This is a genomic window from Herbidospora sp. NBRC 101105 (assembly GCF_030269205.1).
In the GTDB taxonomy this organism is placed as follows: domain Bacteria; phylum Actinomycetota; class Actinomycetes; order Streptosporangiales; family Streptosporangiaceae; genus Herbidospora; species Herbidospora solisilvae.
Window position 1 is genome coordinate 230,704 of the sequence record NZ_BSSX01000005.1, and the last position, 12,593, is coordinate 243,296.

8 protein-coding genes are annotated in these 12,593 nt (G+C 70.5%); 5 read left to right on the forward strand and 3 right to left on the reverse strand.

The genetic code is table 11. The features are described 5' to 3' along the window. The first annotated feature begins 98 nt into the window (after positions 1-98). The 3 genes from QSK34_RS21600 (at position 99) to QSK34_RS21610 (ending at position 4,205) form a co-directional block, all read left to right on the forward strand. Positions 99-878: a putative RNA methyltransferase gene (locus tag QSK34_RS21600; RefSeq protein ID WP_285586053.1), complete on the forward strand. Its 780-nt coding sequence runs from the start codon at positions 99-101 to the stop codon at positions 876-878. 138 nt (positions 879-1,016) lie between these two features. Beyond that, positions 1,017-2,789 (forward strand): S9 family peptidase, encoded by a 1,773-nt coding sequence (locus QSK34_RS21605; protein WP_161479741.1) that lies wholly within the window; start codon positions 1,017-1,019, stop codon positions 2,787-2,789. Between the two features lie 201 nt (positions 2,790-2,990). After that, positions 2,991-4,205, forward strand: coding sequence for an MFS transporter (locus tag QSK34_RS21610; RefSeq protein WP_285586054.1), 1,215 nt, complete (start codon positions 2,991-2,993; stop codon positions 4,203-4,205). Here the strand turns inward: QSK34_RS21610 and QSK34_RS21615 are convergent. Next, positions 4,092-5,609, reverse strand: a complete 1,518-nt coding sequence (locus tag QSK34_RS21615; RefSeq protein WP_285586055.1) for a PP2C family protein-serine/threonine phosphatase — start codon at positions 5,607-5,609, stop codon at positions 4,092-4,094. The two genes, QSK34_RS21610 and QSK34_RS21615, sit on opposite strands and share 114 nt — an antisense overlap. A gap of 123 nt (positions 5,610-5,732) precedes the next feature. Here QSK34_RS21615 and QSK34_RS21620 point away from each other — a divergent pair, with 123 nt between their 5' ends. Together QSK34_RS21620 and QSK34_RS21625 are read left to right on the forward strand one after the other, a co-directional pair. Further along, a complete protein-coding gene (locus tag QSK34_RS21620; protein WP_285586056.1) occupies positions 5,733-9,917 on the forward strand; it encodes a HAMP domain-containing protein in 4,185 nt (1,394 codons plus the stop codon). A 3-nt stretch (positions 9,918-9,920) separates the two neighbouring features. Beyond that, positions 9,921-10,547, forward strand: a complete 627-nt coding sequence (locus tag QSK34_RS21625; protein ID WP_161479738.1) for a response regulator — start codon at positions 9,921-9,923, stop codon at positions 10,545-10,547. 129 nt (positions 10,548-10,676) lie between these two features. Here QSK34_RS21625 and QSK34_RS21630 read toward each other — a convergent pair whose 3' ends face one another. Together QSK34_RS21630 and QSK34_RS21635 are read right to left on the reverse strand one after the other, a co-directional pair. Further along, positions 10,677-11,852 (reverse strand): NYN domain-containing protein, encoded by a 1,176-nt coding sequence (locus tag QSK34_RS21630; RefSeq protein WP_285586057.1) that lies wholly within the window; start codon positions 11,850-11,852, stop codon positions 10,677-10,679. Positions 11,853-11,972: 120 nt separating this feature from the next. After that, positions 11,973-12,512: an RNA polymerase sigma factor gene (locus QSK34_RS21635; protein WP_285586058.1), complete on the reverse strand. Its 540-nt coding sequence runs from the start codon at positions 12,510-12,512 to the stop codon at positions 11,973-11,975. Positions 12,513-12,593 lie beyond the last annotated feature (81 nt).

Here is a 12,593-nt window from a genome sequence, read left to right on the forward strand (position 1 = left end):
CAGAACGGTCCGACAACTCGGGCAGTTACGTCTTTTCTTCGTCATAGGGACAGTTCACCCCAGACCGGTTGCAGACGACTTGACGGGATACTGGTCGGATGCTTGGAGACGTCATCGACCTGCTGGTCTGCCCCGTCTGCCGCGACGACCTGGCCCTCGCGGCGGGCGCCGCCCGCTGCCCGCGCGGCCACTCCTTCGACGTCGCCCGGCAGGGCTACCTCAACCTGCTGAGCACCCCGGTGAAGGGCGACACCCCGGAGATGGTCTCGGCACGTGAGACGTTCCTCGCGAGCGGCGCCTTCGCCCCGATCGCCGAGACGGTGGCCGCCCGCGCGAAGGGCGTCGTCGGGGACGCCGGCGCCGGAACCGGCTACTACCTGGCGCGGGCCGTCCACGACCGGGGCCTGGCCCTCGACGTCTCCAAGCACGCCCTGAAGAAGGCCGCCAGGGCCCATCCGAGGATCGGCGCGGTCGTCGCGGACGTGTGGAAACCGCTTCCGGTCCGCGACGCGGCCTTTGACACGCTTCTCAACGTGTTCGCCCCCCGGAACGCCGGCGAGTTTCGCCGTGTCCTGAAACCCACGGGAACCCTGATAACGGTCACGCCTAACTCCGACCACCTGGCGCCGATCGTGGCACGTTTCGGTCTGTTGTCGGTCGACGACGAAAAGGACCGGCGGTTGGCCGACACCCTCGGCGACCACTTCGCACGCGACGTGACCGAGCCGGTCGCCAGCTGGCTCGACCTGACGGCGGCCGAGGTCATGTCGGTGATCGCGATGGGTCCGAGCGCCTGGCACGCGCGTGCCGTGGAGGTGTCGGAGGGGGCCAGGGTGCGACTGTCGGTGCAGGTCACGGTGTGGCGTCCGAAAAGCTGAAAATGGTGCCCGCAGCCCTAGTGACCAAAGGGCTTTTTCACCGTAAATTCCCACCTGAGATCCCCTGTTTGTCGGCCATTCCGGGGGCTGACGGGACATACTTGACCGCGACCGACGGCGGACCCGGGAGGAAAGCCGATGAAGGCCGAGGAACGCTGGCAGACCAGGTTCCGTTCCCCGCGTATGACGCTGCCCACCTGGGCCCGTCAGGCCCCGCACCACGCGGTCTACCGAAGCAACGCCTCCGGCACGTGGGAGATCTACGCCTGGGACCGGGCCACCGGCACCAGCCGTCAGGTGACCGACCGGCCCAACGGCACGGCCTACGGTGACATCGACCCCACCGGCCAGTGGATCTGGTGGTTCGCCGACACCGACGGCGACGAATACGGCGTCTGGATCCGCCAGCACTTCCACGGCGGAGCCGCCCGCCCGCTCGACATCTCCCCCGGCCACCCGGCCGGTCTCGCGCTGGCCGCCAACGGCACCGCCGCCATAGGGCGTTCGTGCCGGCTCGGGTTCCAGATCGTCCTGATGGGCGAGGGCACCGAACCGACCGTGCTCTACCAGCACAAGGAGTCGGCCTCGGTGGCCGGCATCTCCCTCGACGGCTCCCTGATCGCCATCGACCACAGCGAGCACGGCGACGCCCGCCACCCGGCCCTGCGGGTGGTGAAGAAGAACGGCTCGGTCGTCGGCGACCTCTACGACGGCCCTGGCAAGGGCGTGCGCGGCATCCGCTTCTCGCCCGTGCTGGGCGACCGCCGCCTGCTGGTCCTGCACGAGCGAAGGGGCCGCCACGAGCCGCTGGTCTGGGACCCGCTGACCGGCGAGCAGCGCGAGATCTACCTCCGCGACCCCGGCGAGGTCACCGCCGACTGGTACGACGACGGCCGCGCCCTCCTGATCGTCAACCACCACCGGGGCCGCACCCAGCTCTTCAAGTACGACCTCGTCGGCGGCGCCATGACCCCGATCGAGACGCCCCACGGCGTGATCGAGGCGGCCGCCACCCGCCCCGACGGCACGGTCGAGTACTCCTGGTCGAGCGCCGCCCATGCCCCCGTGATCCGGTCGAGCCACGGCCACGTCGTCATGAGCCCCGGCCCCACCGCGCCCCCGTCGGTCCCGGTCGAGGACGTCGACGTCGAGGGCCCCGGCGGCTGGATCCACGCGATGATCTCCCGGCCCACCGGCCAGGCGGCCCCGTACCCGACCGTGTTCCTGCTGCACGGCGGCCCGTCGGCGCAGGACAACGACTCGTTCCTGCCCCACGTGGCGGCCTGGGTCGACAGCGGCTTCGCGGTCGTGCGGGTCAACTACCGGGGCTCGATCGGCTACGGCACGGCCTGGCGCGACGCCCTCCACGGCGAGGTCGGCCACATCGAGCTGGCCGACGTCTCGGCGGTCCGCGACTGGGTGGTCAACCGGGGCATCGCCGACCCCGACCGGCTGATCCTGGCGGGCGGCTCCTGGGGCGGCTACCTGACCCTGCTCGGCCTCGGCACCCAGCCCAAGGTCTGGAGCGCCGGCATCGCGGCCGTCCCGATCGCCGACCACCGCGCGGCCTACGAAGACGAGTCGGAGGCCCTCCGCTCCTTCCACCGCGCCCTGTTCGGCGGCTCCCCCGAAGAGGTCCCGGAACGTTACGTGGCCTCCTCCCCGATCACCTACGCCGACATGGTCGAGGCACCGCTGCTGATCCTCGCGGGCGAGAACGACCCCCGCTGCCCGATCAGGCAGATCGAGAGCTTCATCGAGGCCGTCCCGGTCCCGTGCCAGGTCTACCGCTACGACGCGGGCCACGCGTCCCTGGTCGTCGAGGAGCGCATCCGCCAGATGCGCACCCAGATCGAGTTCGCGACCAGGGTCATGGACGGCCGCAAACAACCCGCGACCCCAGGTCTGTGACGAACGACCCGGGCTTCGAGCGGCGCCGACCGCCGCGCCCGGGTCGCGGTCGCCCTGCCGTTCCCGGCCAACGGCGCGATCTTCCCCAGCCCGGTGCCGCGCCACCCCGCCCCCTCAAGCGGCATGCGGAGCCCTGAGCCACCTCGCCAGACCCGCGGGCCCCGCGAAATAGACGCGGGGCGTCTCGGCGCTGTTCCGCGCGTGCGTTCTGCCCTCCTCTCCCTGGCGATCAGCGCGTTCGGCATCGGCGTCAGCGAGTTCGTGATCATGGGACTGCTGCCCGTGGTCGCGGCCGACCTGGACACCTCGGTGCCCGCCGCCGGGAACCTCGTGGCCGCCTACGCCATCGGCGTCGTGGTCGGCGCTCCGCTGCTCGCGGCGGCGGGCGTGCGGATGTCCCGCAAGCGCCTGCTGGTGGCCCTGATGGCCTTCTTCGTGGTGGGCAACCTGCTCTCGGCGCTCGCCCCGGGCTTCGGGTGGCTGACCGCCGGGCGGTTCGTCGCGGGGCTCCCGCACGGCGCGTTCTTCGGCGTCGCCTCGGTCGTGGCCGCCCGTCTCGCGCGGAGGGGCCGGGAGGGCCGGGCGGTCGCCTCGATCCTGCTGGGGCTCACCCTGGCCAACATCATCGGCGTGCCCGGCGCCACGCTGCTCGGCCAGCATCTCGGCTGGCGGGCCACCTTCCTGGTCGTCACCGCCATCGGGCTGCTCGCTCTGGTCGCGTTGGTGCTCTTGATCCCGTACACCCCTCCCGAGCCTCACCAGAGTCTCAAGCGTGAGCTCCGAGCTTTCCGGAACCCCAAGGTCCTGCTGTTCCTCGGCACGGCGGTCTTCGGCTTCGGCGGGGTCTTCGCCGCCTACGCCTACCTGGCGTCCATCACGACCGAGGTCATGGGCCTCGGCGAGGGATCGGTCATGTGGGTGCTGGCGCTGGCGGGCGTCGGCATGACCATCGGCGTGGCCGCCGCCGGGCCGCTGACCGACCTGGCCGCCCGCCCCACCGCCTACGCGAGCCTGGCCGGGCTCGCCGGCGTGCTGGTGCTCTTCTACTTCTGGCCGGCGCCCGTCATGGTCGTGCCCATCCTCGCCATCGGCTTCCTGATGACCGCGCCGCTCCAGACCATGGTCATCCGGTACGCCTCCGACGCCCCCACCCTGGCCGCGGCGTCGAACCACTCGGCCTTCAACCTCGCCAACGCGGGCGGCGTACATCTCGCCGGGCTGGCCATCGCGGCCGGCTGGGGCTGGATGTCGGCGGCCCTGGTCGGCGCGGCCCTCGCGGTCGCGGGCCTGGCCGTGATGCTGCTAGAGCGGCTCCACCGGCGCCCGGAGCACGAGGATGGCCAGGTCGTCGGCGCTGGGCTCGGGGGCGAAGTCCTGGACGGCACGCCTGATCCGCTCGGCGACCGCGCGGGCTGACAGGTCGACACACTCGGCCAGCAGCTTGGCGAGCCCGCCCTCGTCGTCGAGCAGCCGCGATCCCTGCCGCCGCTCGGTCACGCCGTCGGTCACCCCCAGCAGCACGTCTCCCGGCCCCAGATGGATCGAGTCGGCCTCGAACTCGGCCTCGGGGAAGACGCCCAGCAGCGACTGCGGCGAGCCCACGACGTCGACGACCCCGCTCGGCCGCAACCGCAGCGCCTCGGGATGCCCGGCCGACACCAGCCGCATGTCGAGCCCGTCGTCGGCGATGGTGATCTCGCCGTGCAGCAGGGTCAGGAACCGGGCCCGCTCCCCCTCCTCGAGGATCGCCTGGTTCAGCCGTTTGACCACCGCCGCGACGCCGTACCCCTCGCGGGCCAGCAGCCGGATCGTGTGCCGGGCCAGGCCGGTGACGGCCGCGGCGACGGGACCGGTGCCGCAGACGTCGCCGATCGCGAACCGCCAGACGCCGTCGCCGATCGGGAACAGGTCGTAGAAGTCGCCGCCGACCTCGTTGGTCTCGCCCGCCGGCTCGTAGATGACATAGGAGTCGAGGCCGGGGGTGCGGGGCTCCTCGGGCGGCAGCAGGCTCCGCTGCAGCGCCCGGTTGGCCGCCGCCTGCTGGGCGTAGAGGCGGGCGTTGTCGAGCGCCAGCGCCGCCCGGCGGGCCAGGTCTTCGGCGAGCTGGAGGCTCTCGTCGGGGAACCGGTCACGCCGCCCCAGGCACATGACGCCCAGCCGCCGCCCCCGCGCGGTCAGCGGGAACCCGAGCGCCTGCGTGCCGTCGACGCTGAGCACGGCGGGCCCGTCGGCCGACGGCAGCACCACGTCGGCCAGCCGCGCCCGCAAGGCGTCGCTCTGCGCCTCGTCGGCGTGCCACAGATAGTCGAGCCGCAGCGGCCCGGTGCCCTGGTCGGCCGTGTAGACCGCGCACCAGGAGGCCAGCCGGGGCACCACGATCTGCGCGATGATCGCCGGCACCATGCCGGGGTCGAGCGTGCCGGCGAGCAGATCACTCGCGTCGGCCAGAAACCCCAGCCACCCGGGGCTCGGCGTGGGCTCGGTCCACGCCTCCTCCTCCGGTACGCCGCCACCACCCGGCAGGTCGAGCCGCGCCCAGCGCACCCGGGAATTGCCCGAGAACGAGACCCCCCAGTCGGCCGCGTCGAGCGGCGGACCGTAGTCATGACCGCGCTCGATGACCTCAAGCTGGATAGAGTCGCCTTGGTGGAGCCATCTCACCTCGAACGACTCGCCGGAGACGCCTTCGACGAGCGCCTGGGTGAGCCGCTCGGCCTCGGCGCCGACGGGCATGGCGGCCCACGCGGTCATCACCTCTCGGGTGAACCGCTTCGCCGCCGGAACGGCCGTCTCGCCCATCGTGAAAGAAGCCGCGAGCACGGCACGTGGAGAATTCGCCACTGCACTCGTGCTTACCACAAATCACCCTGACGCGTGGTCAATCAACGGCCGGTGGAGCTACCACGGAACGTGACAGACTGGGCGTACACGTAAGGAGGCCCCATGACGCGTGCGGACGTCGAACCGGCCCGGACCGAACGCAGCTACACCGAGTCTGATCTGAAGCCGCTCCTGGACACGCTGACCGTATGGCGAGACGGAGACTTCCGGCGGAGAGTCCCGCACGCGCCACCCGGCATCCTGAGCGAGATCCGGTTGCTGCTCAACGAGGTGGCCGACCGCCGGGAACACCTGGCCAACGAACTGGCCCGGGTCCGCCGTGAGGTGATCAAGGAGGGCCGCTTCGGCGAACGCCTGACCCCCGGGCCCGGTGTGGGCTCGTGGGCCGAGAGCGTCGAGTCGGTGAACGGCCTGATCGACGCCCTGGTCACCCCGGTGACCGGCGCGGCCGACGTCATCGACGCCGTGGCCAAGGGCGACCTGTCGCAGCGCATCGACCTCGACAGGGCCGCCAGGGGTGAGGTGCGCCGCCTCGGCAAGGCCATCAACGGCATGGTCGACCAGCTCGCCCTGTTCACCGGCGAGGTGACCCGGGTGGCCCGCGAGGTCGGCACCGAGGGCAAGCTCGGCGGCCGGGCGAACCTGCGCGGCATGTCGGGGAGCTGGCGTGATCTGACCGAGGCCGTGAACACGATGTCCAGCCGCGTCTCCGCACAGGTGCGCGACATCGGTGAGGTCACCACGGCCGTCGCCAACGGCGACCTGTCACGCAAGGTGACCGTCGACGCCGTCGGCGAGATGTTCGAGCTCAAGATCACTGTCAACACGATGGTCGACCAGCTCTCCGCCTTCGCCGAAGAGGTGACCCGTGTCGCCCGCGAGGTCGGCACCGAGGGCAAGCTCGGCGGCCAGGCGCAGGTGCGCGGGGTGTCGGGGGTCTGGAAGGACCTCACCGACAACGTCAACTTCATGGCCAACAACCTGACCAGCCAGGTACGCCAGATCGCCGCCGTCTCCACCGCCGTCGCCCAGGGCAACCTGACCAAGAAGATCACGGTCGACGCCCAGGGCGAGATCCTGGAGCTGAAGGAGACCCTCAACACGATGGTCGACCAGCTCTCGGGCTTCGCCGACGAGGTCACCCGCGTGGCCCGCGAGGTGGGCACCGAGGGCCGCTTGGGCGGTCGCGCCGAGGTGAAGGGCGTGTCGGGCGTCTGGAAGGACCTCACCGACAACGTCAACTCGATGGCCAAGAACCTGACCTACCAGGTCCGCAACATCGCCCAGGTCACCACGGCGGTCGCCAACGGCGACCTGACCCGCAAGATCGACGTCGACGCCCAGGGCGAGATCCTGGAACTCAAGTCGACCATGAACACGATGGTCGACCAGCTCTCGTCCTTCGCGGCCGAGGTGACCCGAGTCGCCCGCGAGGTGGGCACCGAAGGCCGGCTGGGCGGTCAGGCGCAGGTGCGCGGGGTGTCGGGGGTCTGGAAGGACCTCACCGACAACGTCAACTTCATGGCCAACAACCTGACCAGCCAGGTCCGCCAGATCGCCGCCGTCTCCACCGCCGTCGCCCAGGGCAACCTGACCAAGAAGATCACCGTGGACGCCCAGGGCGAGATCCTGGAGCTGAAGGACACGATGAACACGATGGTCGACCAGCTCTCCTCGTTCGCCGACGAGGTCACGCGCGTCGGCCGCGAGGTGGGCACCGAGGGCCGGCTGGGCGGGCAGGCGCGCGTACCGGGGGTGTCGGGGGTCTGGAAGGACCTCACCGACAACATCAACTCGATGGCGACGAACCTGACCTACCAGGTCCGCAACATCGGCGAGGTCACCACGGCGGTCGCCAACGGCGACCTGACCCGCAAGATCGACGTCGACGCCCAGGGCGAGATGCTCGTCATGAAGACCACGATCAACACGATGGTCGACCAGCTCTCCTCGTTCGCCTCCGAGGTGACCCGAGTCGCCCGTGAGGTGGGCTCCGAGGGCCAGCTCGGCGGTCAGGCGCGCGTCGAGGGCGTCGAGGGCTCGTGGAAGCGGCTGACCGAGAACGTCAACGAGCTGGCCGGGAACCTGACCACGCAGGTGCGCGCCATCGCCGAGGTGACCAGCGCGGTCGCCCGCGGCGACCTGACCCGGTCGATCACCGTCGAGGCGCCGGGCGAGCTGGCGCAGCTGAAGGACAACATCAACACGATGGTGTCCAACCTGCGCGACACCACCAACGCCAACCAGCAGCAGGACTGGCTGAAGTCCAACCTGGCCCGGATCTCCCGCCTGATGCAGGGCCACCGCGACATGATCGAGGTCGCCCGCCTGATCATGAGCGAGCTGACCCCGCTCGTGTCGGCCAGCTACGGCGCCTGCTACCTGGTCGTCGACGGCGAGCTGACGCTGATCGCCGGTTACGGCATCCAGCCCGGCCGCAGCCCCCGGCAGAGGTTCGCGCTCGGCGAGGGCATCGTCGGGCAGGCCGCCCTGGAGGCCAAGCAGATCATCATCCACCAGGTGCCGCCCGACTCGTTCACGATCGACACGGCGCTGACCTCGTCGCGGCCCGCGCAGATCGTGGTGGTGCCGATCCTGTTCGAGAGCCACGTGCTGGGCGTGCTGGAGATGGCCTCGTTCGCCAAGTTCTCCGACGTGCACCTCGACCTGCTGACCCAGCTGGTGGAGTCGATCGGGGTCACGATCAACACGATCATCGCGAACTCCCGTACCGAAGATCTTCTGAAGGAGAGCCAGCGGCTCGCGACCGAGCTCCAGGAGCGGTCCGACGAGCTGCAGCGGCAGCAGGAGGAGCTGCGGCGCTCGAACGCCGAACTGGAGGACAAGGCGGCGCTGCTGGCCAAGCAGAACCGCGCGATCGAGATCCAGAACTTCCAGATCGAGCAGGCCCGCCGCACGCTGGAGGAGCGCGCCGAGCAGCTCGCGGTCTCCAGCCGCTACAAGAGCGAGTTCCTGGCCAACATGTCCCACGAGCTGCGCACCCCGCTGAACAGCCTGCTCGTGCTGGCCAAGCTGCTGACTGAGAACTCCGAGGGCAACCTGACCGACCAGCAGGTCGAGTTCGCCAAGACCATCCACGGCGCCGGTTCGGCCCTGCTCCAGCTGATCAACGACATCCTCGACCTGTCGAAGGTCGAGGCCGGCCGGATGGACATCCACCCCGCCGAGTTGTCGCTGCCCAAGCTCTACGACTACGTCGACGCCGCCTTCGCCCCGCTGGCCCAGGACAAGGGCCTGTCGTTCGCGATCGACGTCGACGACGCGGTGCCGACCGAGATGCGCACCGACGAGCAGCGCCTCCAGCAGGTGCTGCGCAACCTGCTCTCCAACGCGGTCAAGTTCACCCCGCGCGGCGAGGTCAGGCTGCGGGTCCGCCCGGCCGGCGACGTCGCGTTCGTGGACGAGACCCTGCAGACCAGCGACAACATCCTGGCCTTCTCGGTCGTCGACACGGGCATCGGCATCGCCCCCGACAAACTCGACGTGATCTTCGAGGCGTTCCGCCAGGCCGACGGCACCACCAGCCGCAAGTACGGCGGCACCGGCCTCGGCCTGTCGATCTGCCGCGACATCGCCCGCCTGCTCGGCGGCGAGATCCACGTCGACAGCGAACCCGGCCACGGCAGCGCCTTCACGCTCTACCTGCCCACCACCTACGCGGGCCCGCTGTCGGCCCGCGACGGCGGCGCGGCGACCTCCCTGGCGGTCGTCGACCGCCCCGAACAGGCGCTCCAGGTGGTCAACGACGACGTGATCCCGGAACTGCCGCCTCCGCCGGTCCGCCCGATGGAGGACGTCAACGGCCGCGACTGGGTAGGCGACGACCCCCTGAACGGCGCCAAGATCCTCATCGTCGACGACGACATCCGCAACGTCTTCGCCCTGACGAGCGTCCTGGAACGCCACGGCACGACGGTCGTCTACGCCGAGAACGGCCGCGAGGGCATCGAACAGCTCGAACGCAACGAGGACGTCGCCCTGGTCCTGATGGACATCATGATGCCCGAGATGGACGGTTGGGCCACGACGTCCGCGATCCGCCGGATGCCCCAGTTCGCCGACCTTCCGATCATCGCCCTGACCGCTAAGGTCATGCGGGGCGACCGCGAGAAGAGCATCGCGTCGGGCGCCTCCGACTACGTGCCCAAGCCGGTCGACGTCGACCGTCTTCTCGAACGCCTGCGCGGCTGGCTCATGCGAGGGCGTGTATCGGGTAGTTCTGGTCGGGCAGACTCGGATGTGACGGATTCCACTGAAGGTGCGTGATCGATGCCAGACCGGGCGAAGATCCTCATGGTCGACGACCGCGAGGAGAACCTCATCGCACTCGAGGCCATCCTCAGCTCCCTCGACCTGACCCCCGTACGCGCCCGCTCCGGGGAAGAGGCTCTGAAAGCCCTGCTCAGCACCGAGTTCGCGCTGATCCTCCTCGACGTCCGCATGCCCGGAATGGACGGCTTCGAGACCGCCGCCCACATCAAGCGCCGCGAACGCACGAGGAACATCCCGATCATCTTCCTGACGGTCGTCGACAGCGCCCCCGACTACGCCTTCCGCGGCTACCAGGCGGGCGCCGTCGACTACCTGACCAAGCCCTTCGACCCGTGGGTCCTGAGGGCGAAGGTGGCCGTCTTCGTCGAGCTCTACAACATGAACCGCCGCCTGACCGAACAGGCGGCCCTGCTCCGCGAACGCCTCGCCACCGAACTCCCCGGCAACGGCGACGAGCCCGCCGTCCTCCCGGAACTCTCCCGCCGCCTCACGGCGGTGGAGGAGGAACTGAGCCGGGTACGCGAACTCGCCCGCAAGAACGGCGACTCACCCTTGAGCGGGCCTCTGTCGGACCTGGGCCAGCGCATCGCGAACCTGAGAGCGGGCTTCGACGCCCTGGGCTGACGACCGGCGTCCGTCAGCGGAGTCGACCGTTCCGGCCGGACGCCAGCGCCGTCAACGCCCACGCACTTCCCGGAGTTCGGCGGCCTGAGGCGAACGCGCCGGCGTCTCATGCGAGTTCGATGGCGTGAGCTAGCGGCGGGCTCGCTCCAGGGCGTCCCAGAAGCCGCGCCGGAGTGCGTGGCGGACTTCGTCGTGCAGCAGGAAGTCGATCGGGAGTGAGGAGCCCTGGAGGAGTCTGGCCTCCAGGTCGGAGGGCATGCGCGGCTTCCTGGCCAGGACCGCCTCCAGCCACAACGCCGGCGCGTCGCGGGCTATCGAGTCGCCGAAGTCGTGGCCTTCCTTGTGGGCCGCCTTGACGGCCTCGGCCAGCGTGGTGGTCGCGCCGCTGTGGGCGGCCACCGGGGCGGCCTGGGGGCCCGTGTAGGGGCCGAGCTGGGCGGCCGGGAAGCCGCCCGTGTTGGACTCGCGGTAGCCGTTGTCTCTGCCGCTGCCGTGGGAGCCCTGGTATTGGGGCTGCGGGGGCGCGGCGGGGGGTGGCGGCGCGGGCTGCGGGGGCGGCTCTGGGGTGGGGTTGTAGGTGTAGGTCGGCGTCGGCTGCCTCGGCGGCGGGGCCGCGTGGGAGCCCTTCGACTGCGGCTGGGGCGCTTGGGGCTGCGGTGGCGGCGCGGGAACCGGGGCTGGGGGCGGCAGGGCGGCTTGGGCGGCCTGGGCGCCGTTCAGGGCCGGGAGGGAGCCGGTGGTCCGCGTTCCGTTCTGGGCGGCCTCGGCGCCGGTCGAGAGGGTCACGAACGGCCTCAGGTGGCCGCCGCTCATCTCGATCAGGTCGTCGCACTCCTGGCGGAGCGTACGGGAGACCGCCCAGCTCCCGTCGGAGGCGATGGAGATCACGGTGACCCGGATGCCGAGGTCCTGCGCGTCGCTGACCACCTGGGCCAGGTCTTCGTCGCCGCTGACCACGACCGCGTCGCAGACGGCGTTGTTGCGGGCCAGGGTCATCAGGTCGCGGTGGACCTGGGCGTCGACGCCCTCACGGCGGCCCGGCCGGATGCGGGCCAGGCGCAGCTTGAGGCCGGGGATGTCGGCCAGCACGTCGTGTTCCGGCGTGCGGCGGCCCTCGACCGTCGCCTCGTACCAGTAGCAGCGCAGCAGCGGCAGGCCGGTGCGCTCACGGGCGAGGTTGGTGAGCAGTTGGAGAAGGCCCGGATAGTCCCAGGTGACGGCCTCACGGTGGCGGGTCCCGTGAACGGCCATCGCGCCATCGGCCAGCAGATAGCCGGCGTCGACGAAAAGCGCGCAGCGATCCACGCGACACCGCCTTCCTTAACGTGGCCATCTCAGGGTAATCGGGTGGCACATGGCGCGAGGATGAATCCCGCCGATTGTCTCCTCCGGGACCGTACCAGTTTGTCCCGTTATTGCCTCCTGTCACGTGCGCAGGTAGGCGTCTCGCAGACCTCTTCTCGCGCGATACGCCAGGGCCGCCACGCCGTTGGCCGTCAGCCCCATGAGAGGGGCGATCTCGGCCGCCTGGTGGTCTTCCACGGCGGTGTGCCAGAGCACCTCGCGCCACCGTTCGGGCAGCGACCGGAAGGCCCTGGCGAGGTCGGCCCGTTCGCAGCGCGCCAGCGCCGGATCGACGAAGGGCTCGCCGGGGGCGTACCGCTCGATCTCGTGGGTGGGGACGTCTCGGCGGTCGGCGCGGTCGTAGACGGCGCGGCGGACGGCGGCCAGCAGATAGGGGCGGAACTCCCCTCTCGGGCCGCCGCCCCGGCGGATCAGGTCAAGGATGCGGGTGAAGGTCTCGGCGACGATGTCGTCGGCGTCGTCGATCGCCCCGTGACGGAGCAGGTGGCGCGCGACCACGCGGGCGGCCGGGCGGTGGCGTTCGTAGAGGGCGCCGTAGGCGGCGGAGTCGCCGGCTCGGAGGGCGTCGAGCAATTGCGCGTCGCTTTGCCCGATTTGCACACTCAATGTTACCTCTCGATTACCTAAGGTTGACCGCCTGATGATTCCGCGTCCAGGCCGACTCCTAACACGACTTGAGGG